The following is a 21,221-nucleotide window of genomic DNA, read 5'->3' as shown; positions in this document are numbered from 1 at the left end:
GCACATGGAAATTTTGCGTGGTTCACCCGCACTGTCTGAGTTTCGTGTCAACAAGCTGCTAGCGCGTTGCCAAGAGTCCGGTCTGCCTGTCACCGGCATCTACGCCGAATACATGCACTTTGCTGAGCTGGCAACGCCGCTTAACAGCGAAGCGCTGGGTACGCTGACCAGCCTGCTCACCTATGGCCCTACGATTGCCGAACATGAACCTACGGGTAGCTTGTTCCTGGTCACTCCGCGTCCCGGTACCATTTCTCCCTGGTCTTCCAAAGCAACAGATATCGCCCATAACTGCGGTCTGGAGCAAATCAAGCGCCTTGAGCGCGGTACGGCATATTATGTCGAAACCGGTTCAGTGCTGAGCGAAGAGCAGCTGTCTGCGCTTAAAGGGCTGCTGCATGATCGCATGATGGAAGTGGTTTTTGACGATGTTGCCCAGGCTGAAGCCCTGTTCCGTCATGCTGAACCTGCACCGCTGCAGAGCGTGGATATTCTGGCAGGCGGTCGCCGCGCGCTGGAAGAAGCCAATATCGCACTGGGCTTGGCACTGGCCGAAGATGAAATCGATTATCTGGTTGAGAACTTCACCAAGCTGGGTCGCAATCCGAACGACATTGAGCTGATGATGTTTGCCCAGGCAAACTCTGAGCACTGTCGTCATAAAATCTTCAATGCTGACTGGACTATCGACGGTGTCGATCAGGACAAGTCACTGTTTAAGATGATCAAGAACACTTATGAGCAGAACAGCGAGTACGTGCTGTCTGCCTATAAAGATAACGCCGCTGTGATGACCGGCTCTGAAGTGGGCCGTTTCTTCCCGGATGCGGACAACCGCCAGTACAACTATCATCAGGAAGCGGCCCACATTCTGATGAAAGTGGAAACCCACAACCACCCGACGGCGATTTCGCCATGGCCGGGCGCATCGACCGGTTCAGGCGGTGAAATTCGTGATGAAGGCGCGACAGGGATCGGCGGCAAACCCAAAGCCGGTCTGGTTGGCTTTACTGTTTCTAACCTGCGTGTGCCGGGTTTTGAACAGCCGTGGGAAACGGATTTTGGTAAGCCTGGCCGCATCGTGACCGCGCTGGACATCATGCTGGAAGGCCCGCTTGGTGGCGCGGCATTCAACAATGAGTTCGGCCGTCCTAACCTGCTGGGTTACTTCCGTACCTATGAAGAAAAAGTGGTCTCTCACAATGGCGAAGAAATTCGTGGTTACCATAAGCCGATTATGATTGCCGGTGGTATGGGTAACATTCGTGAAGAGCATGTTCAGAAGAAAGAGATTCCGGTTGGCGCTAAGCTGATCGTGCTGGGTGGTCCGGCAATGAACATTGGCCTGGGCGGCGGTGCAGCATCTTCTATGGCTTCCGGCCAGTCGGCTGAAAACCTGGATTTTGCTTCTGTGCAGCGTGAAAACCCGGAAATGGAACGCCGTTGCCAGGAAGTGATCGATCGCTGCTGGCAGCTGGGTGATGACAACCCGATTGCCTTTATCCACGATGTCGGCGCGGGCGGTATTTCCAATGCGCTGCCTGAGCTGGTTAACGATGGCGAACGCGGTGGTAAATTCCAGCTGCGTGATGTCCCTAACGATGAGCCAGGCATGAGCCCGCTGGAAATCTGGTGTAATGAATCCCAGGAACGTTACGTTCTGGCGGTCGCACCTGAGCATATGGCTGTCTTTGATGCTATCTGTCAGCGTGAGCGTGCACCGTATGCGGTAGTGGGTGAAGCAACAGAAGAGCGTCACCTGACGCTGGACGACAGCCATTTCGATAATACGCCGATTGATATGCCACTGGATATCCTGCTGGGCAAGCCACCTAAAATGCACCGTGACGTGACGTCACAAAAAGTGCAGGGCACGGCGATTAACCGCGACGGTATCGAACTGACAGAAGCGACCCACCGCGTGCTGCGTCTGCCAGCCGTTGCCGAGAAAACCTTCCTGATCACCATAGGTGATCGGACTGTCACCGGTCTGGTTGCCCGGGATCAGATGGTTGGCCCGTGGCAGGTTCCTGTTGCCAACTGTGCGGTCACAGCAGCAAGTTATGACACGTACCATGGTGAAGCCATGTCTATGGGTGAGCGCACTCCGGTGGCGCTGCTGGACTTTGCCGCTTCTTCCCGTCTGGCTGTGGGTGAAGCGATCACTAACATTGCCAGCGCCGATATCGGTGATCTGAAGCGGATCAAACTGTCAGCTAACTGGATGTCACCAGCCGGTCACCCGGGCGAAGATGCCGGTCTGTACGAAGCCGTTAAAGCCGTGGGTGAGGAATTGTGTCCGGCGCTGGGCCTGACGATTCCAGTTGGTAAAGATTCCATGTCGATGAAGACCAAGTGGGAAGAGAACGGTGAAGAGAAAGAAGTGACTTCTCCGCTGTCTCTGGTGATCACTGCGTTTGGTCGTGTGGAAGATGTGCGTAAAACCGTGACACCACAACTGCGTACCGACAAAGGTGACTCCAGCCTGATTCTGATCGATCTCGGCTGCGGTAAGAACCGTCTGGGTGCGACAGCACTGGCTCAGGTTTACAAACAACTGGGTGATAAACCTGCTGACGTTGACAGCCCTGAGCTGCTGAAAGGTTTCTTCCAGGCTGTACAAAAACTGGTGCGTGACGAGAAACTGCTGGCCTACCATGACCGTGGTGACGGTGGTCTGTATGTCACACTGGCTGAAATGGCCTTTGCCGGTCATACCGGTGTCGAAGTGGATATCAACACCACTGACGGCGACAGCTGTGACGATGTACTGGCTATGCTGTTCAACGAAGAGCTGGGTGCTGTGCTGCAAGTGCGGACTGACGATCTGGAACTGGTTGAAAACGAGCTGGCGAAGTACGGTCTGGCATCGTGCAGCCATGTGATCGGCACTGTGGTTGACGAAGACGTGGTGCGTATCTGGAACGGTAACGATCTGGTGCTGGATCAAAACCGCACTGAATTGCGTGCTATCTGGGCCGAAACGACCTATCAGATGCAAGCAATGCGTGATAATCCGGCAGGTGCGCTGCAGGAATTTGAAGCCAAAAAAGACAGCCAGGATCCGGGTCTGAGCGCTTCGCTCAGCTTTGATATCAATGAAGATGTGGCTGCACCATTTATCGCCACCGGCGCCCGTCCTAAGATGGCCATTCTGCGTGAGCAGGGGGTGAACTCCCATGTTGAGATGGCAGCCGCTTTTGACCGTGCTGGTTTCGATGCCCGTGATGTTCACATGAGCGACATCCTGTCGGGGCGTGTGGAGCTGGATGGCTTTAATGGTCTGGTGGCCTGTGGCGGTTTCTCGTACGGTGACGTACTGGGTGCCGGTGAAGGCTGGGCAAAGTCTGTGCTGTTCAATAACATGGCGCGTGATCAGTTCGAGCGTTTCTTCCACCGTGACAGCACCTTCGCACTGGGCGTGTGTAACGGTTGCCAGATGATGTCTAATCTGCGCGATCTGATCCCGGGTGCTGAACTGTGGCCACGTTTCGTGCGTAACGAATCGGAGCGCTTTGAAGCCCGTTTCAGCCTGGTAGAAGTACAGCAGAGTGATTCACTGTTCCTAAACGGCATGGCCGGTTCGCGTATGCCAATCGCGGTGTCGCACGGTGAAGGTCGTGTGGAAGTGCGTAATGCTGAGCATCTGTCTGCGATTGAGCAGTCAGGAACCGTTGCGCTGCGTTTCCTTGATAACTACGGCAATGTCACGCAGAACTACCCGGCTAACCCGAATGGTTCTCCTAACGGCATCACCGGTCTGACTACCCAGGACGGCCGAGTGACTATCATGATGCCTCACCCGGAGCGTGTGTTCCGTACAGTGGCGAACTCCTGGCATCCGGATGACTGGAATGAAAACAGCCCTTGGATGCGTATGTTCCGTAATGCGCGTGTCAATCTGGGCTAATCTTTTGCAGCCAGATGGCTGACTAGCTGATGATAGAAAAACCGCTGCTGTTTGCAGCGGTTTTTTTCTGTGCTGACATCAGGCGCCGGCGAATCAGAAAATGGTGTAAGTTTATAGGAGCCGTTGAGTTTCCTATGAAAAATCGGTGATAATGGGGCCTTTCCGGCGTCGAAAACCGTCCTGTTTTATCGACCCCCGCAGAGCAAAGGATATTGTGAGATGAAAAAAATCGAAGCCATTATAAAGCCATTCAAGTTGGATGATGTGCGTGAGGCCCTGGCAGAGGTGGGGATCACGGGTATGACAGTGTCCGAAGTGAAAGGTTTTGGTCGTCAGAAAGGCCATACTGAGCTGTACCGCGGTGCGGAATATATGGTGGACTTTCTGCCTAAAGTGAAACTGGAAATTGTGGTCACGGATGATGTGGCCGAGCAATGTGTCGACACCATTATCGAAACGGCCCAAACCGGTAAAATCGGTGACGGTAAAATCTTCATGTTTGATATTGAGCGTGTTGTCCGTATCCGCACTGGTGAAGAAGACGAAGACGCGATCTGATTGCTCTGTAACAAACTGTTTTCGCAAATATTATGCTACTCCTTGCAGCCTCGGCCATGTGCCGGGGCTGTGCTTTATGAAGCCATCTCTGATTCTCAATCTGATTATTTAATATCCAGTTTTCCCTGTCGCATTGATGCCTTAGCCAATCTGACTTTGCTGTTTGCTGACGTTGCCCGTGTCTGACGTTGAACAACAGTCTGGTCGTCATTCTGTTTCAGTGTCTTCAAGGAGAGTCATCATGAAGCACGTGTCTTTGTCCACTTGTGGCGGACTTGCCATCTCAGTGCTGACGACGGCAGTCGCGGTACTGGTCGCATCGCCATTACTGAGCAACATCCTGAGTGCTTATCCTACCGGGGTTATCGCTACTGCCATCAAGGATCATCGGGAGATCCTGTCACTCTGGCCCTGGGTGGCAGCGGCCGCTGTACTGGTTCAGGGTGTCAGCCTCTGGTTACTGACAAGAAGTCCTGTCATCGGAAAAGGCCTCAGTCTGCTGACAACCTTTGTTCTGTTTCCTTTTGGTCTGTACTTCCATATTTGTTACCTGGCTGATTGTAAGCGCTGGGAGCTACGCATGTTGCAGGAAGTCAAACCCGAGCTGAAACCTGAGTACCCGCAGTTTGGTTTTTGCGATGAAGACCCGCTGGCCTTTGGGCTGTGCGGTATTGGTACCCTGACCATGATAGTCGGCATTCCCTTCGGGGCATTGGCTGTTGTGGCGGGTGTGGTGATTTTTATCCGCAACCTGGCGGGTAAAAAGAAAACCGCGCTGATGGTAACTCCTCAGGCTTTATTCATTACACCTAACCCCTGGCTGGGTTGTTATCGGGTGCCTTATACCCAGGTGTCTGCCGTCGCAGTAGTTAAAAACCAGCTGAGAATTCAGATTGATATTGAAGCAGGAAAGACAATCACTGTGCCGGTGAACATCAATGTGCTGGATCGGGATTTACGCCGCCAGGCAAGGGGAATATTGCTCGATAAACTGGCCCATGCCGGACTTTTGCATGAACCAGTCGCCGTGTAATCAGTCCGCTGTCTTAGCCACGGCCTTGCCGTCATTGTAGCGGCCAGGCTTGTGGTTCATGGCCAGTACCAGATTGAGCATCACAGCACCGAGCAATGACAGCATCAGTATAGTGGGTGTCATCAGGACATAGGAACAGAGCAAAATACTGATATCGATACCCATCTGAAGCTTACCGGCTGACACCCCGAATTTCTCCTGCAGATACAGCACCAGCACGTTAAATCCGCCCAGACTGGTGTTATGCCTGAACAGGATCAGCATTCCCAGTCCCATCAGCATCCCTCCCATCACCGCACAGTACACAGGATCGAACTGACTGATCTCGACAAAGTGATGCAGGTTATCTGTAATCACAGACACTAATGCACCGCAGCAAATACTCGAGAGGGCGAAACGGCGGTTCATCCGGAACCAAGCCATGATGTAAAACGGAATGTTCATGACGAAATACAGCTGGCCAAAACTGAAATCAATAAAATGGGTAAGCAAAAGTGCTAGGCCAGTTGTACCACCTGTCAGTAAGTGGGCTTGCTGTAAGAAAAAAACGCCTTGCGCGACGATGAATGTACCAGTAAGAATAGCGATTAGGTTTTCTTTGCGAGAGTGACCGCGGTGTTTCAATCTGTACCTCCAAAATGGTTCCTTTACAGCCTGCCAGTCGGGGTGGCCTTGATGCTGAAAGGTAATGCGCGCGATATGATATAGAGTGAAATTCAAAAATGAATAGTGTGATCTAACTTAAATAAAAACCACCTGTAATAATCTCTTTACTGTTTTGTAAATCATTATTTTCGCTTCATGGTTGCATTCACGGTTTCTCTATCAGGTTTTTAATGGAAGCTGGCAACAACGTGAAAAATATTCATCTGCCAAATGAAAAAAACGAACAAAAAAACCGGTTAAAAAACCCGAAAAGGGCTACCTGTAAGGGAGCAAATTCGCTAAAATGCGGCCTAATCTTTCGTTGTGACGAAAACGTTTGCGTTGCCGTGGTTACTGGGGTTGTGTTTTTTGTCTGAATGAGGAAAAATGCCGATTATCCCGCGTTGACCTAAGTGTCTGGCCTTGTCTGATACTTAGGTCAACGAATTTGAGAACTATCTGAGTCAGGAGAGACTGATGCTAAAGCGTGACATGAATATTGCTGATTATGACGCAGAACTATTTGCGGCCATCCAGGAAGAGACTGCCCGTCAGGAAGAGCACATTGAGCTGATTGCTTCTGAAAACTACACCAGTCCGCGTGTAATGGAAGCACAGGGTTCACAGCTGACCAACAAGTATGCAGAAGGCTACCCGGGCAAGCGCTATTACGGTGGCTGTGAGTTCGTCGATAAGGCCGAGCAACTGGCTATTGACCGTGCTTGCCAGCTGTTTGGTGCCGAGTATGCCAACGTTCAGCCGCATTCAGGCTCCCAGGCCAACAGCGCTGTTTATATGGCACTGCTTAATGCTGGCGATACCGTTCTGGGTATGAGCCTGGCACACGGCGGCCACCTGACTCACGGTTCACCGGTTAACTTCTCTGGTAAGCTGTACAACATTATTCCTTACGGTATTGATGAAGCCGGCCAGATTGACTATGCAGAAGTCGAAGCGCTGGCTCTGGAACACAAGCCGAAAATGATCATCGGCGGTTTCTCTGCCTATTCGCAAATCGTTGACTGGAAGCGCATGCGTGAAATCGCAGACAAAGCCGGTGCTTACTTCTTCGTTGATATGGCGCACGTAGCTGGCCTGGTGGCCGCAGGTGTTTACCCTAACCCTGTACCGCATGCGCACGTGGTGACCACCACAACGCACAAAACGCTGGCCGGTCCTCGCGGCGGTTTGATCCTGTCTAATGCGGGTGAAGATCTGTACAAGAAACTGAACTCCGCGGTATTCCCTGGTGGTCAGGGTGGTCCTCTGATGCACGTGATTGCGGCCAAAGCGGTGGCTTTCAAAGAAGCGATGGAGCCAGAGTTCCAGGCGTATCAGCAACGTGTAGTGGATAACGCGAAAGCTATGGTCAGTCAGTTCCTGGAGCGCGGTTACAAAATCGTTTCCGGCGGCACCGAAAACCACCTGTTCCTGGTTGATCTGATTGACAAGAACATCACAGGTAAAGACGCCGATGCAGCACTGGGTGCGGCCAACATCACGGTCAACAAGAACAGTGTTCCGAACGATCCGCGCAGCCCGTTTGTGACTTCAGGTATCCGTATCGGTACACCAGCGATTACCCGCCGTGGTTTCAGCACTGAAGATGCCAAAGAACTGGCTAACTGGATTTGCGATGTGCTGGACAATATCGATAACCCAGCCGTTATCGAAGCGACCAAAGCCAAAGTACTGGAAATCTGCCAGCGTCTGCCGGTTTACGCGTAAGCCAGGCACATTTGGTATAACGAAACACGATTAAAGGCGGTTCCGGTCTTTGGTCAAGCTTGTCAAACGGCATCCCAGGATGCCGTTTTTTGTTGATAAAAATAATGGGCTAAGTCCTCGCATAGCGGTTGATTTGGGGTACACTGAGGCGACGAAATTGAGGAGGCAAGATGCATTGTCCGTTTTGTGGTGCCAATGACACCAAAGTAATCGATTCCCGTCTGGTCGCTGATGGACATCAGGTTCGCCGACGTCGTCAGTGTCTGGCGTGCAGTGAGCGTTATACAACGTTCGAAACCGCTGAGCTAGTGATGCCGCATGTCATCAAAACAAATGGCAGCCGTGAGCCGTTCAACGAAGAGAAACTGCGTGGCGGTATAGAACGCGCGCTGGAAAAGCGACCGGTCAGCGCGGATGATATCGAACGTGCCATCAATACTATCAAATCTCGTCTGCGTGCCACGGGTGAGCGGGAAGTGAAATCAGACATGATTGGTAATCTGGTCATGGATGCCCTGATTGAGCTGGATAAAGTGGCTTACATCCGCTTTGCGTCTGTCTACCGTTCATTTGACGATCTCCGCGAGTTTGGCGAAGCCATTGCTAAACTGGAAAAATAAACCAAGATGTTTACGCCTACTGATCACGCCATGATGCGCCGAGCCATTAGCCTAGCCCGGCGTGGCCGTTTCACCACCGCCCCGAATCCGAATGTGGGCTGTGTCATCGCCAAAGACAGCCACATTATCGGCGAAGGTTATCATTACCGCGCGGGCCAGCCGCACGCTGAAGTCTTTGCCTTGCGTGCTGCCGGAGAACGAGCCCAAGGGGCAACGGCCTATGTGACGCTGGAGCCCTGTTCCCATTACGGGCGCACGCCGCCCTGTGCCGAAGCACTGATAGCGGCGGGGGTTTCCCGGGTTGTCTGCGCTATGGTTGACCCCAATCCGAAGGTGGCGGGGCGCGGTGTCGAGATGCTAAAACAGGCTGGTATTGCCGTTGAAACGGGCCTGCTTGAAGCCGATGCAATGTCATTGAATCCCGGTTTTATCAAGCGAATGAAAACCGGCCTACCTTATGTCCAGCTTAAACTGGCGGCCAGTCTGGATGGTAAAACCGCGCTGGCAAACGGTGCCAGCCAGTGGATAACCGGCCCTCAGGCCCGTGCCGATGTGCAGCGTTTTCGGGCCCAGGCGGGGGCGATTCTGTCAACCAGTGCAACTGTGCTCGCCGATAACCCGTCCTTGAACGTGCGCTGGCAGGAATTAGGGGCAAGTATTCAGTCTGAGTATCCGGAAGCTGAGTTACGTCAGCCGGTACGGGTGATCATTGACAGTCAGAACCGCTTGTTACCGTCGCAGAAATTATTCTCACTGCCGGGTAAAGTGTTGCTGGCCAGAACACAGGCTGATGAGGCGCTGTGGCCGGAACAGGTGCGGCAGTTAAGGGTGCCTGCTCAGCCAGATGGTCAGCTAGACTTAACGGCACTGATGACAGCCCTGGCGGCGGAAGATATTAATCATCTCTGGGTGGAGGCGGGGGCCGGTCTGGCCGGTGCCTTGCTCAATGCGGGGCTGGTGGATGAATTCATTCTTTATCAGGCACCCAAACTTATGGGCAGCCATGGCCGCAGCCTGATAGATCTGACACAATTCACCGATATGTCTCAGGTACCGGATGTGACGCTGAACGATGTGCGTATGGTGGGTGCTGATATTCGGATCCGTGGCACGATTGCTCACCCTGCGTAACAGAATGCGTCTGTGTATGGCATCGGACAGATGCCGGGTAAGGAAAAATTAGAATGTTTACAGGTATTATTGAAGCCGTAGGTACGATTACGGCCATCACGCCAACCGGACAAGATGTGTCCGTGACGGTCGACAGCGGCAAGCTGGATTTATCGGATGTCAAACTGGGCGACAGCATAGCGACCAATGGTGTGTGTCTGACCGTGGTGAAACTGACCGGCAAAGGCTATGTCGCCGACCTGTCGCTGGAAACCCTGAACCGCACGGCCTTTACCGATTACAGTCCGGGACAGCGGGTTAATCTGGAAAAAGCCATGTTGCCGACCACCCGCTTTGGTGGTCATATGGTTTCCGGTCACGTTGATAATGTCGGCGAGATCATTTCCCGCAGTCAGACCGGGCGGGCGATTGAGTTTTGGATCAAAGCACCGGACACCCTGGCCCGCTACATTGCTGAGAAGGGATCGGTGGCCATTGACGGGATCAGCCTGACGGTGAATGCCGTCCGTGGGGCGGAATTCAAACTGACGATTGTGCCTCACACGGCATCGGAAACCACAATGGAACACTTTAAACCAGGCCGTAAAGTGAATCTCGAAGTGGACGTAATTGCCCGTTATCTGGAACGTCTGATGCTGGGAGATAAAGCGGCACAGACTGAGCCATCGTCTGAACTGAGTATGGCGCTGCTGGCCCGGAGCGGGTTTCTGGGCTGATGATGCAGCCTGAGCAAGATTAAGTACTACGACAATCATTTGGGTAGAGGGAATACAACATGGCGTTGAGTAGCGCGAAGGACATCATTGAAGACATACGTCAGGGTAAACTGGTTATCCTGATGGATGACGAAGACAGGGAAAATGAAGGCGATCTGATCATTGCCGCGGAGAAAGTCACCCCTGAAGCGATCAACTTTATGGCGACCCACGGTCGCGGCCTGATCTGTCTGACACTGACGCAGGCCCGTTGTCAGCAGCTGAAACTGCCATTGATGGTGCAGGACAATGCGGAACAGTTCAGCACCAATTTTACCGTTTCAATTGAAGCTTCCAGTGGCGTGACCACAGGGATCTCCGCCGCCGATCGCGCCCGTACCGTGCAGGCTGCGGTGGCGAAAAATGCTTCGCCTGCCGATATCGTCATGCCTGGTCATATTTTCCCTCTGATGGCACAGGAAGGTGGGGTGCTTGCCCGCGCCGGCCACACTGAAGCCGGTTGTGACATTGCCCGTCTGGCAGGTCTTGAGCCATCCAGTGTAATTGTTGAGATTCTTAATCCGGATGGCACCATGGCGCGACGCCCGGATCTGGAAGTGTTCGCGGCCGAGCACGGTCTCAAGCTGGGTACGATCGCTGATTTAATCGAATACCGTAACAATAATGAAACTACGATTGAGCGTGTGGCCGAATGCTGCCTGCCGACGGAATTTGGTGATTTTGATCTGATCACCTATCGCGATACCATAGACAACCAGATTCACCATGCCCTGCGTAAAGGGGACGTGAGTCCGTCGAACTCGACGCTGGTCCGGGTCCACCTGCAAGATACCTTTAAAGATATTCTGCACTCAGGTGCGTCGCAATGGACTTTGCCTATGGCCATGCAGCGTATCGCTGAGGAAGGTGGTGTGATGGTGATTCTCAATCGCCATGAAACTCAGGAAGGCATTATTACCAAAGTGAAGAATCTTGCCGCTCAGGCCGATGGTCAGCCTGGCGTGAAACTGAATCCGAAGAACCCGTCACGTCAGGTGGGTGTCGGCTCGCAGATCCTGGCAGATTTAGGTGTGGGTAAAATGCGTCTGCTGTCATCGAGTAATCAGCGCTATCACTCACTGTCCGGTTTCGGCCTGGAAGTGGTGGAATATATTTGCGATTAAGGTTTATTGACCTTAACGCACTGTTTTTATTAATCCCTAATCCGGAATAGAGATCGCATAACGCTGCCGGGAGTGCCTTGACAGTGAAGTCAATTGGTATCAGGTATAAATTGTGATAGACTCCCGCGGTTTCTCAATCCGGAAAGAAAAGACATAGTCACAGGAAGGCCCATGAAGGTAATCGAAGGCGCCATTGCGGCACCCAACGCAAAAATTGCTATTGTTATCAGTCGCTTCAACAGTTTCATCAATGACAGCCTGCTGGCGGGTGCGCTGGACGCACTGAAACGTCAGGGACAGGTAAGCGACGACAACATTACCGTTGTTCGTTGTCCTGGTGCTTATGAGCTGCCTCTGGTCGCCCAGCAAGTTGCTAAAAGCGATCGCTATGACGCTATCGTGGCACTGGGTTCTGTGATCCGCGGCGGTACTCCGCATTTCGAGTATGTTGCCGGTGAATGTAATAAAGGTCTGGCTCAGGTGGCTCTGGAGTACAACACTCCGGTTTCATTTGGTGTTCTGACTGTAGACACAATTGAACAAGCCATCGAGCGTGCCGGTACCAAGGCTGGTAATAAAGGGGCAGAGGCTGCACTCAGCGCGCTTGAGATGGTAAATGTCCTGTCCCAAATTGAATCCTAATGGGGGTTAGAGTGAAACCAGCCGCACGTCGTAACGCACGACACTTTGCCGTCCAGGCCATTTATTCCTGGCAAATCACCAAAGAAAATGCCGCCGATATTGAACTGCATTTTCTGTCTGGTGAACAGTTTGAAGAAGAAGCTCACCGGGCTGATGCGCCTGTACTGGCAGCACCGCACACTGATGTTGAGTACTTCCGTGACTTGTTCACAGGCGTGGTGCTGAACTACCCGGAACTGGACAGCAAGATGCGTCCCTATCTGTCACGTCCTTTGCAGGATCTGGATCAGATGGAACTGGCGCTACTGCGTCTGGCCTTGTACGAAATCATGAAACGTGAAGACGTACCGTACAAAGTTGTGATTAATGAAGCGATTGAGCTGGCGAAAATCTTCGGTGCTGAAGACAGCCATAAGTTCGTAAACGGTGTGCTGGATAAGCTGGCCCCGGTTTTACGTAAAAAAGCATAATCGCTCTGATGCGAACTGAGGCCAGCTCTGCTGGCCTTTTTTCTGAGTTTCAGCAAACGACTTGACCTCCTATGGCTAGTAATGAATTTGATTTGATAGCCCGTTATTTTGCCCGCCAGCCGGTACAACGGCGAGATGTTACGCTGGCAATCGGTGACGACTGTGCCTTGCTTGAGGTACCTGCGGGTAGCCACCTTGCGGTCAGTACCGACTCACTGGTCTGTGGTAACCATTTCCTGCCCGGTATGGATCCTTCGCTGCTGGCTAAAAAGGCCTTGGCGGCGAACTTAAGTGATTTGGCGGCCATGGGCGCAACACCTGCCTGGGTCTCTCTGGCACTGACCTTGCCGGAAGCCGACGAAGCCTGGTTAGCCCGGTTCTGTGAGGGCTTTTTTGAGATGGCCGATTACTATCAGGTGCAGCTGATTGGCGGGGATACCACCAAAGGCCCGCTGAGCCTGACACTGACTGTGCAGGGATTTGTGCCTCACGGACAAGCGCTGACCCGGCACGGGGCTGGTTCCGGAGACTGGATTTATGTCACCGGCTGTCTTGGCGACAGTGCAGCAGGGCTGGCGGTATTGCTTGAGCAGGCAAAGCATAGTGATTCAGCATTGGCTGAGCATCTGCTTAATCGCCATTATCAACCTCAGCCGCGGGTGCTGGCCGGCCAGGCATTGCGGGGCATAGCCTCTGCAGCTCTGGATATCTCCGATGGGCTGATTGCCGATTTGGGGCATATCCTGACCCGCTCCCGGGTGGGGGCTGTGATAGATGTAGACAGTCTGCCATTGTCACCCGAGCTGGTGGCATTTTGTGGCGGAGACAAAGAGGCGGCCATCAAGATGGCACTGACCAGCGGCGAAGAGTACGAGCTGTGCTTCACTGTACCTGCCCATAATCGCGGTACGTTGGATGTTGCTTTGTCTCATGCCGGAGTAAAAGCGACCTGTATCGGTCAGATCCGGCCTGGCAGCAGCGCCGTCCTTGAGCGAAACGGACTGCAAATAGACTGGCAGTTACATGGATATGATCATTTTTCGGGGTAAGTAGTGCGAGATCCCAAACTGTATATCAAATTAAGCAATCCCTGGCATTTGCTGGCCACGGGATTTGGCAGCGGCCTGTCTCCTGTGGTTCCGGGAACTGTCGGCACACTGGCATCTGTCCCGTTCTATTACCTGCTGGTTCAGCTTCCTTATGCGGCCTATATCGGGATAACACTGGCGGCGGCTGTGATTGGGGTGCTGATTTGTCGCCATACCGCCCAGGACATGGGCGTGCATGACCACGGCAGCATCGTCTGGGACGAATTTGTCGGTTTTTGGATCACCATGGCCATTGCTCCGCCTATGAGCTTGCCCTGGGTGGTCAGCGGTTTCATACTGTTTCGCTTTTTCGACATGGTAAAACCCTGGCCGATCAGCTGGCTGGATAAGAATGTCCACGGCGGACTGGGCATCATGATCGATGACATCCTTGCTGGCTTTATGGCCATGATCACCCTGTGGGGCGTGGGTCACTGGATGGGCTGGTAACCGCGGTTCACCGCAAGTAAAACCCTCAAGCCGTGCAAATTGCACGGTTTTTTTTGTCCAATTTTTAACCCAACTTCACTGCGCGATTGGCACTATTCTTAAGCTGAACCAGGGAGAGTATCCTGGGAGAATAAGATGCTGAAAGTGACTGTGATCTTTGTTGTTTTGCTGATGCTGGCCAGCGCTGCCCGGGCGCAGGTGTACCCGTCGACTGGCAGTGCCTGGCTGACCCCAGGAGGGTGGGAAGAGCCGCTGTCGACCTCACGGTTTGACTCTGCTGAAGCGGTCCGGCGCTGGGAGTTTCGCCATGCAGATCTGATTTTGGGGAACTGGCAATCCACAACGCTGAATGAAGCGAGCACAGCACTGTTACCGTTTCGCGCTCAGAGTCTGTCCTGTGAACCTGATGAGCAACAGCGCTGGCTGGCTCAGCAAGCCAGCGAGAATGGTCTGGATCCGGAAAGCGTCTTTCTGCATTTTGCGCAGGATACCCGGCTGTCGCTCAAAAGTAGCAACCTGCAATCAGACAGCCTGCTGGAAGCCAAGCCCTGGCTGAGCCGGACAGCGGATACCCTGACCGTACCGGGCTGGGATCCTGTGAACGATACAGACAATAACGGGCAACTCAGTGACGCGGAATACCAGCAGCGGCTGAACCCTCTGGCCAGCGCCCGGTTTGCGTATCAGGCCCGGGTATTGCTGACAGGAAGGCTGCAGGGCGGCGTCTGCACTTTTCGGACAAACCTCTCAGACCCAGCCGTTCGGGCACTGCTGATCAACTGGTATCGCTATCACTGGCGGCAGTTGGCAGCCGATGGCGGTTACACCCCGCGTCTGAGACCTTTGCTCGGGCCTGATGTTCTGCCGGTAGTGAGTGGCGGGCAGATCCTTGAATTGTCATTACAGGCCGGAACTCCGGAAGCAGAAGAGCGGTATCTGGCACAACTGGTTGATTTTCTCGGTCAGTTAAAGCAACAGCTCGATCCTGCTCTTCTGGCCGTATCCGCATCCGGGCTGGCGCTATGGCCCGATGAAGCGGTTTCCGCGCCATTGCGCTCAAAGGTTGATCTCTGGGTGCGTCCTCGTTTTATCACACCGGCTATGGGGCTGGGCCGCATTCAGCAAAGCTGGCAACATTTTGCTCTGAGTGCCGAAGGGGCCAATAGTGTGTTGATGGTGTCGATGCGTGATGGTCACAGCTATTTGCACCCGGGAGATGAAAGGGCCTGGCAGCAGGATGTTGAAACCGGGCTGGCACTCTATTACCTGTTCAATTTGCCGGGCCAGACTTTCTATCACAACTGGGGCGACAGCCTGAGCGTTGATAGTACCAATACCAGTATGCGGGACTGGTACCGGCCAGGTCTGCCCAAAAACTGGGTGTATCAGCCTGTTGCCATGCTCAAGGTGGACTTAGGCGACCCGGTATCCGCACCCAAAGGGTATAAGCCTGTCTGGTGGCAGGCTGAGCCGCTGAGTGGGAACAGCCGCGGTTCTGTGCTGGGCAGCTACAAGGTAGCCCCTGCTCACTGGTTCTGGCTGTACCGCACGGGCTGGTTTGGCAAACAGCCCGCAGAGGGGGTGATTGCCCGCCGCTATGAGCAGGGGCTGGTGCTTTACCGGGCCGTTCAGCAAGCGGGTCAGAGCCGGTTTCTGGCGGCGAAACCGATGCGTATTTCCCTGCCGGGCACCTATATCCGGATTTTTTACGACGGCACCACCAGCGAGCCGATGAATTACATTGAGCTCGGGGGTTATGAAGGGGCAGTTTTACAAAAAGCAGAGTCAGACGAATAAAAAAGGCGGGAGATCCCGCCTTTTTAGTGTGTTAGGGCAAACTTGTATCAGTCAGCTCAGCAACAGGCTGTCATCGGCCAGCTCTTCGCCACGCACTTTACTGAACATATCGAGCAAGTGTTTCACGTCCATATCAGCGCGTTCCTGTCCGTCCACATCCAGCACTATATTGCCCTGGTGCAGCATCACGGTACGATCCCCGTATGCCAGCGCGTCTTTCATCGAGTGGGTAACCATCAGAACGGTCAGATCGAATTCTTCGACCACCCGTTTGGTCAGCTCCAGCACGAAAGCGGCCATACGTGGATCGAGCGCGGCGGTATGCTCGTCCAGCAGTAAGAGTTTACTGTCAGCCAGTGTTGCCATGACCAGGCTTACCGCCTGACGCTGGCCGCCGGAAAGCAAGCCGATACTGTCGCTCAGTCTGTCTTCCAATCCCAGTCCCAGAATACTGATACGTTCCTGAAACAGCTTACGACGCTGGGAAGATAACGCCAGCTTCCAGGTGCGGCGACTGCCACGCTGAACGGCCAGCGCCATGTTTTCTTCAATCGTGAGCGAAGCACAGGTGCCAGCCAGCGGATCCTGAAATACGCGGGCAGCATATTGTGCCCTTTCGTGCACGGCCTTGCTGGTGACGTCGACACCATTAATGACCACCTTGCCGTCTGACATCGGCGTTTCACCGCTGATTGCACCGAGCAGGGTTGATTTACCGGCACCGTTCGAGCCGATAACAGTGACAAACTGGCGCTCGGGCACTGTCAGGTTAACCCCGCGCAGGGCCTGATTTTCCAAAATGGTGCCTTCATTGAAGGTAACGCGGATATTATTAAGTTCAATCATAGAGTTACTACCTTCTTTTCCGGCTTACGCTAGCTTCTTTGCGGCGACGGTTTGCTTCTTTTTGCGCTGAAAATTGCGCTTCATTTTAGGTGCAATCAGAGCTAGCGCGACCAGCACAGCAGTGATCAGGTTCAGATCCGACGCCTGCAGACCGAACATGCCACTGCTCAGGGCAAACGCAACCGCCAGGCGGTAGAGCACTGAGCCTAAAATCACCGCCACCACGGCCACCCAGATCTTGCGGCCCGGGATCAGAGTCTGACCCAGAATAACCGCGGCCAGACCCACGACTATCGTGCCCACACCCGAGGTAACATCGGCAAAGTTATTGGTTTGTGCGAACAGAGCGCCGGAGAAGCCGACAAACGCATTCGACAGCGCAAGGCCAAAATAGGTATACAGAGCCGTACTGCCCCCTTGTGCGCTTACCATACGGCTGTTGACACCCGTGGCGCGCAGGCCGAGGCCGAAGTCACTGGCCAGCAGTCGGGTAACGAACCAGCCGCTGAATATTACCAGTGCCAGAATGACAGCCAGGCGCACCAGGCCGGCATCCAGCCCAGTCTCGAAGGCAAAATTTTCGAATGGGGTCAGGATAGTATCGTCACCCAGCAAGGCCAGGTTTGGCCGGCCCATAATGCGGATATTGATAGAGAAAGCAGCAATCATGGTCAGAATACTGGCCAGTAAGTGCAAGATACCGCAACGTACTGCCAGAAAGGCTGTCACCAGGCCACACATACCGCCGGCCAGAATCGCCAGCATTGTGGCCATCCACGGATTCACACCAGCCACTATGGCTGTTGCAGCCACGGCGGCCCCCATTGGAAAACTGCCATCGACAGACAGATCCGGAAAATCCAGTACCCGAAACGTCAGGTAAACCCCCAGAGCAACCAAGCCGTAAACCAGGCCGATTTCTAAGGTACCGATCAAAGCAAAGAAAGACATCTACAACTCCTTATTCCTTGCTGGCACCGGCTGGAACGCCGGTGCCCGATAGAGAGGTAAGGTTATTTGGCGATAGAGGTCGCGCGATCAACCAGAGCCTGAGGGAAGGTGATGTTCAGTTTGGTGGCGGCTTTCTGGTTCAGAGCCAGATCTGAACCTACAGCGACTTTTACCGGAAGTTCAGACACTTTCGTGCCTTTGAGCAACGCATCCACATAGTCAGCTGTCTGAACGCCAACCTGATAGTAGTCAAAGCCAAGTGCGGCCAGCGCACCGCTCTCAATGTAGGTCGTAGAGGCGCCGATAACAGGAATGCCTGCCTGGTTACCGGCATTCACTAAGCCTTCAACGGCACTGGCCACTGTGTTATCTGTCGGGGCGTAGAGCGCATCGGCTTTTGAGGCGACGATTTGCGCTGCTGACTGAACATCGGCACTTTTCAGGGCCGTGCCTTCTACCACTTCCATACCTTGTTCTTTTGCGGCTTTACGCAGCAAATCAACCAGTGCTACGGCGTTGGCCTCGCCTGGGTTGTACACGACGCCAATGCGTTTGGCATCTGGCAGAATTTCTTTCACCAGAGCAACGTGCTGTGCAACAGGGGATAAATCAGACAGACCGGTGACGTTGCGCTCGGGTTGATCAACATTACGCACCAGTTTGGCGCCTACAGGATCGGTGACTGCAGTAAAAACGACGGGAATAGAACGGGTGGCTGCAGCCAGTGCCTGTGCGGTTGGCGTTGCAATACCCACCAGAACATCCGGTTGTTCGCCGACAAACTGCTTGGCGATTTGCACCGCAATCGCAGGGTTACCCTGTGCAGTCTGATAGGAGAATTCCAGGTTCTTGCCTTCTTCGTAGCCTTTCGCTTTCAGGCCATCCAGCAGGCCCTGGCGAGTGGCGTCCAGCGCCGGGTGTTCAACGATCTGAGACACAGCCACTTTAGCCATTTCGGCCAAGGTCGGTGTCGCTGTCAGGGCTAACGCCGCAGCGATGCAGGCTGCCGAAAGCAATTTGTTTCCCTTCATACTATGCAATCCTTGTTCTGGTGTGATGACAGAGATGGGTCGGCGAACTGTGCCCTCAGTAACACCCATCATTGGCATAATGTTTTAGCGCAATGAGAAAAGAAAGAACATCCAAAAATTAACAACAATGTAACATTGGGTGGGGTTAAGTACCTGTCTGTGGATATTTGTATGGTGTTTTATCTTGCGTTTTCATTAAAAGATAGGCTAAAAATTATACTGATGGGTCATAAATCAGAGTCATGTTTTTTATTGGTATTTTTGTGAGCATGATGAGCTATGGCTCAGTAGGAGCGAATTCGGCTGCACTATTGGATGAATTATGAACAATTCGCTGGTGGGGAGGGGAATCCGGACAGAACAGGGTTCAGCAGAAGAGAGGCAGTCAGTCAGACTGCCTTTACAGAAAAAAGGCGTTATTCACCAATACATTGAAGTGTATCGTTGCGCTTGCCGATATGGGCGAAAGCCGCTTTCATATTGGCCTGCTGAATATAACGGGGCGGCAGAGGCATAACTTCAACCTGATAATCCGGTGCATCGGCGGCGACAGGGGTGTCGGCGGTTACCGGGGTGACCATCACCACTTTTAATGCCGGATTGCGCGAAAAAATACGGGAAGCTGTCCCTAATCCTTCTGCGGTGTGAAAGCGCCCGGCCACGTGCATGATCTGGTGGCCTGGGTGAGCTTGCAGGTAGTTAACCATGCTTTCAGCCATGGTGTCGTCCCAACTGGTCTGGGCGGCAAATTGTCGTTCAGACTGGCTAGGATCACCATGGTGCATAGATTTAGTGAATTTCTCTTTGTACTTGTCATTTTTCAGCGTAAGTGACTGTGCTACCCATTTTCGTTCAGCGGCAGGCAGTCGATTCAGGTAATCGGCCCCGTAACGACCGACACAGCGGACGATAGATTTCGGGGCATTGGCGGCAATGACATCCAGCTGATGCTGGCGTGCAAAATCGACCAGGGGACGGTAATCGGATTCATAATTCGGCCAGGCATTGCCCTGCCTGATCAGTACCTGTTCACCGATTTCGCCGTGAAGGAACTGGTCGACGATCTGTTGTTTGTCGCGGGTAAACTGCTCCATCGACAAAGCCAGTCTGGGGTTATTGGCATACAGTGCCGCCAGCAGCCGGGCTTGCAGCAGGTGAGTGCCCGGATGGCTGTGCCACTCGCCTACCAGTACGATATCTGCATCGGACAGCGCATTTGCCAGGGCTTGTTCCGTCATTTCGGTGCCGGATGGAGAACGAATGGTGTAATCGTACAGAGTTGGAGGAGTTGCAGCCGTTGTCGTGCTTGATGTTGGCTGTGTGGCGCAGCCACTCAGCAGGGCGGCTAATAGCATAGCGTAGCCAGTCTTCATGTATACCATCCTTTGTCTGAAGCATGCATACCGGGCTTATATTAAGAATCAGTATGATAGCTTCAGCGGGTTATGTCATGGGCCGTATGATATTGAAGACTGACGACAGACTCAATAGAAATGAGAATTAGTTGCAATTACCCTGTTCGGCGTCATCCCCGGCGGTGTTTTTTCGGTAAACACGCAGGGTGAAATCTGCCTCGCAGCTGAAGGCGTGTTGCTGCGCCAGGTGCTGCCAGACCTCGTCGCTGGTCTTCCAGGCAAACGGTGTCATCTGCATCAGTGCCGTTGCTTCAGTGCCATTTAAGTGCATGGTGTAATGCAACTGTTCTTCCTGCACCAACGACATACCCGGCAAAATCTCAGGCTGCGTATCATGTAGCCTGACGTCGGCATAAATGAGTGCTTTCAGCTGATACAAGTGCCGCGGAGCGGGCGTCACAGTGATTAATATTGCGCCGGGTTTCAGTGTCCGGACAATTTCTTCTGCTTTACATGGCGCATAAATGCGTACCATGGCATCCAGACTATGGTCGGCGAACGGCAGCCTGTGGCTGGAGGCGACACAGAAATGGCAATCCGGGTAGCGTTTGGCGGCATAACGAACGGCCACTTTGGAGATGTCCAGTCCGTGCACTTCCAGACTGGGATGGCTGGCGCTCAGAGCCGTAAAAGATGAGGTGTAATAGCCTTCTCCACAGCCGATATCCAGCACTTTTTCGCTGTTCTCCGGCAGGTGCTCAGCCAGCAGTTTACTGACATGATCTCTCATCAAGCGGTAGTGATTGGCTTCAAGAAATTGTCTTCTTGCCTGCATCATCTCTTTGTTATCGCCAGGGTTTTTTGAGCTTTTATGATGAACAGGCATTAAGTTCACATATCCTTCCTTTGCCTGATCAAACTGATGGTTATTTTCACAACGCCATTGATGTTGCTGATGTTGAAGTGGCTCATGGCAGAGAGGACATTGATAGGACATAAGAAAGCACCAACACTGAAAACAAAGGATTGTAACCTGTTTAGGTATGGCATAGAAGCGCAGCCAGTAAACCGGACGAGTGATTCACCG

The 21,221-nt window shown here is 53.2% G+C and carries 19 protein-coding genes; 13 read left to right on the top strand and 6 right to left on the bottom strand.

The window, feature by feature from the left end; all coding sequences use genetic code 11:
* Window positions 1-4 precede the first annotated feature (4 nt).
* The 3 genes from purL to D6M16_RS08875 all read left to right on the top strand — a co-directional run bounded on the left by purL (window position 5) and on the right by D6M16_RS08875 (window position 5,501).
* The gene (gene purL / locus D6M16_RS08885) at window positions 5-3,910 is read left to right on the top strand and encodes a phosphoribosylformylglycinamidine synthase (protein ID WP_120511476.1); all 3,906 of its coding nucleotides are present in this window, start codon (window positions 5-7) and stop codon (window positions 3,908-3,910) included.
* A gap of 219 nt (window positions 3,911-4,129) precedes the next feature.
* Window positions 4,130-4,468 carry a nitrogen regulatory protein P-II gene (gene glnB, locus D6M16_RS08880; RefSeq protein ID WP_027252937.1) on the top strand — a complete coding sequence of 113 codons (339 nt, stop codon included), beginning with the start codon at window positions 4,130-4,132 and terminating at the stop codon, window positions 4,466-4,468.
* Between the two features lie 241 nt (window positions 4,469-4,709).
* Window positions 4,710-5,501, top strand: a complete 792-nt coding sequence (locus D6M16_RS08875) for a hypothetical protein (RefSeq protein ID WP_120511475.1) — start codon at window positions 4,710-4,712, stop codon at window positions 5,499-5,501.
* On the opposite strand, the gene D6M16_RS08870 is transcribed toward D6M16_RS08875, so the two are convergent.
* Entirely contained in the window at window positions 5,502-6,125 is a 624-nt protein-coding gene (locus tag D6M16_RS08870) for a YitT family protein (protein WP_120511474.1), read from the bottom strand.
* A gap of 498 nt (window positions 6,126-6,623) precedes the next feature.
* Here D6M16_RS08870 and glyA point away from each other — a divergent pair, with 498 nt between their 5' ends.
* The 10 genes from glyA to D6M16_RS08820 all read left to right on the top strand — a co-directional run bounded on the left by glyA (window position 6,624) and on the right by D6M16_RS08820 (window position 15,951).
* On the top strand, window positions 6,624-7,874 hold the full coding sequence (glyA, locus tag D6M16_RS08865) for a serine hydroxymethyltransferase (protein ID WP_120511473.1): 1,251 nt from the start codon (window positions 6,624-6,626) through the stop codon (window positions 7,872-7,874).
* A gap of 170 nt (window positions 7,875-8,044) precedes the next feature.
* Complete coding sequence (gene nrdR, locus D6M16_RS08860; RefSeq protein ID WP_027252933.1) at window positions 8,045-8,494, top strand: transcriptional regulator NrdR; 450 nt, start codon at window positions 8,045-8,047, stop codon at window positions 8,492-8,494.
* Between the two features lie 6 nt (window positions 8,495-8,500).
* Window positions 8,501-9,625 (top strand): bifunctional diaminohydroxyphosphoribosylaminopyrimidine deaminase/5-amino-6-(5-phosphoribosylamino)uracil reductase RibD, encoded by a 1,125-nt coding sequence (gene ribD / locus D6M16_RS08855; protein ID WP_120511472.1) that lies wholly within the window; start codon window positions 8,501-8,503, stop codon window positions 9,623-9,625.
* 53 nt (window positions 9,626-9,678) lie between these two features.
* Complete coding sequence (locus D6M16_RS08850; RefSeq protein WP_120511471.1) at window positions 9,679-10,341, top strand: riboflavin synthase; 663 nt, start codon at window positions 9,679-9,681, stop codon at window positions 10,339-10,341.
* Window positions 10,342-10,400: 59 nt separating this feature from the next.
* Window positions 10,401-11,504, top strand: coding sequence for a bifunctional 3,4-dihydroxy-2-butanone-4-phosphate synthase/GTP cyclohydrolase II (gene ribBA, locus D6M16_RS08845; RefSeq protein WP_120511470.1), 1,104 nt, complete (start codon window positions 10,401-10,403; stop codon window positions 11,502-11,504).
* 171 nt (window positions 11,505-11,675) lie between these two features.
* Window positions 11,676-12,146: a 6,7-dimethyl-8-ribityllumazine synthase gene (gene ribH / locus D6M16_RS08840; RefSeq protein WP_027252929.1), complete on the top strand. Its 471-nt coding sequence runs from the start codon at window positions 11,676-11,678 to the stop codon at window positions 12,144-12,146.
* Window positions 12,146-12,616, top strand: a complete 471-nt coding sequence (gene nusB, locus D6M16_RS08835; protein ID WP_120511469.1) for a transcription antitermination factor NusB — start codon at window positions 12,146-12,148, stop codon at window positions 12,614-12,616. The genes ribH and nusB overlap by 1 nt, the downstream gene beginning before the upstream one ends.
* 71 nt (window positions 12,617-12,687) lie before the next feature.
* On the top strand, window positions 12,688-13,665 hold the full coding sequence (gene thiL / locus D6M16_RS08830; protein ID WP_120511468.1) for a thiamine-phosphate kinase: 978 nt from the start codon (window positions 12,688-12,690) through the stop codon (window positions 13,663-13,665).
* A gap of 3 nt (window positions 13,666-13,668) precedes the next feature.
* Window positions 13,669-14,154: a phosphatidylglycerophosphatase A gene (gene pgpA, locus D6M16_RS08825; RefSeq protein WP_120511467.1), complete on the top strand. Its 486-nt coding sequence runs from the start codon at window positions 13,669-13,671 to the stop codon at window positions 14,152-14,154.
* Between the two features lie 135 nt (window positions 14,155-14,289).
* On the top strand, window positions 14,290-15,951 hold the full coding sequence (locus D6M16_RS08820) for a hypothetical protein (RefSeq protein ID WP_120511466.1): 1,662 nt from the start codon (window positions 14,290-14,292) through the stop codon (window positions 15,949-15,951).
* Window positions 15,952-16,002: 51 nt separating this feature from the next.
* Here D6M16_RS08820 and D6M16_RS08815 read toward each other — a convergent pair whose 3' ends face one another.
* From D6M16_RS08815 to rlmA, 5 genes are all read right to left on the bottom strand, one after another.
* Window positions 16,003-16,797, bottom strand: a complete 795-nt coding sequence (locus tag D6M16_RS08815; RefSeq protein WP_120511465.1) for an ABC transporter ATP-binding protein — start codon at window positions 16,795-16,797, stop codon at window positions 16,003-16,005.
* A 24-nt stretch (window positions 16,798-16,821) separates the two neighbouring features.
* Entirely contained in the window at window positions 16,822-17,748 is a 927-nt protein-coding gene (locus D6M16_RS08810) for an ABC transporter permease (RefSeq protein WP_046218830.1), read from the bottom strand.
* A gap of 62 nt (window positions 17,749-17,810) precedes the next feature.
* On the bottom strand, window positions 17,811-18,779 hold the full coding sequence (locus tag D6M16_RS08805) for an ABC transporter substrate-binding protein (protein WP_120511464.1): 969 nt from the start codon (window positions 18,777-18,779) through the stop codon (window positions 17,811-17,813).
* A gap of 416 nt (window positions 18,780-19,195) precedes the next feature.
* Window positions 19,196-20,152, bottom strand: coding sequence for a ChaN family lipoprotein (locus D6M16_RS08800; RefSeq protein ID WP_120511463.1), 957 nt, complete (start codon window positions 20,150-20,152; stop codon window positions 19,196-19,198).
* A gap of 127 nt (window positions 20,153-20,279) precedes the next feature.
* On the bottom strand, window positions 20,280-21,131 hold the full coding sequence (rlmA, locus tag D6M16_RS08795; RefSeq protein WP_120511462.1) for a 23S rRNA (guanine(745)-N(1))-methyltransferase: 852 nt from the start codon (window positions 21,129-21,131) through the stop codon (window positions 20,280-20,282).
* Between the last annotated feature and the right edge of the window lie 90 nt (window positions 21,132-21,221).

The sequence above is a fragment of the Photobacterium salinisoli genome, from assembly GCF_003614885.1.
Taxonomy (GTDB): Bacteria; Pseudomonadota; Gammaproteobacteria; order Enterobacterales; family Vibrionaceae; genus Photobacterium; species Photobacterium salinisoli.
The sequence above is the reverse complement of the archived record's forward strand: the minus strand, read 5'-3'. Positions and strand labels throughout refer to the sequence as shown.

Coding starts and splice junctions, on each gene's coding strand:
- rlmA (WP_120511462.1), bottom strand. CDS start 21,131: ATGTCCTATCAATGTCCTCTCTGCCATGAGCCACTTCAACATCAGCAA.
- ribD (WP_120511472.1), top strand. CDS start 8,501: ATGTTTACGCCTACTGATCACGCCATGATGCGCCGAGCCATTAGCCTA.
- D6M16_RS08800 (WP_120511463.1), bottom strand. CDS start 20,152: ATGAAGACTGGCTACGCTATGCTATTAGCCGCCCTGCTGAGTGGCTGC.
- glnB (WP_027252937.1), top strand. CDS start 4,130: ATGAAAAAAATCGAAGCCATTATAAAGCCATTCAAGTTGGATGATGTG.
- nrdR (WP_027252933.1), top strand. CDS start 8,045: ATGCATTGTCCGTTTTGTGGTGCCAATGACACCAAAGTAATCGATTCC.
- ribBA (WP_120511470.1), top strand. CDS start 10,401: ATGGCGTTGAGTAGCGCGAAGGACATCATTGAAGACATACGTCAGGGT.
- nusB (WP_120511469.1), top strand. CDS start 12,146: ATGGGGGTTAGAGTGAAACCAGCCGCACGTCGTAACGCACGACACTTT.
- D6M16_RS08875 (WP_120511475.1), top strand. CDS start 4,710: ATGAAGCACGTGTCTTTGTCCACTTGTGGCGGACTTGCCATCTCAGTG.
- D6M16_RS08810 (WP_046218830.1), bottom strand. CDS start 17,748: ATGTCTTTCTTTGCTTTGATCGGTACCTTAGAAATCGGCCTGGTTTAC.
- thiL (WP_120511468.1), top strand. CDS start 12,688: ATGGCTAGTAATGAATTTGATTTGATAGCCCGTTATTTTGCCCGCCAG.
- D6M16_RS08815 (WP_120511465.1), bottom strand. CDS start 16,797: ATGATTGAACTTAATAATATCCGCGTTACCTTCAATGAAGGCACCATT.
- D6M16_RS08820 (WP_120511466.1), top strand. CDS start 14,290: ATGCTGAAAGTGACTGTGATCTTTGTTGTTTTGCTGATGCTGGCCAGC.
- glyA (WP_120511473.1), top strand. CDS start 6,624: ATGCTAAAGCGTGACATGAATATTGCTGATTATGACGCAGAACTATTT.
- D6M16_RS08850 (WP_120511471.1), top strand. CDS start 9,679: ATGTTTACAGGTATTATTGAAGCCGTAGGTACGATTACGGCCATCACG.
- ribH (WP_027252929.1), top strand. CDS start 11,676: ATGAAGGTAATCGAAGGCGCCATTGCGGCACCCAACGCAAAAATTGCT.
- D6M16_RS08805 (WP_120511464.1), bottom strand. CDS start 18,779: ATGAAGGGAAACAAATTGCTTTCGGCAGCCTGCATCGCTGCGGCGTTA.
- purL (WP_120511476.1), top strand. CDS start 5: ATGGAAATTTTGCGTGGTTCACCCGCACTGTCTGAGTTTCGTGTCAAC.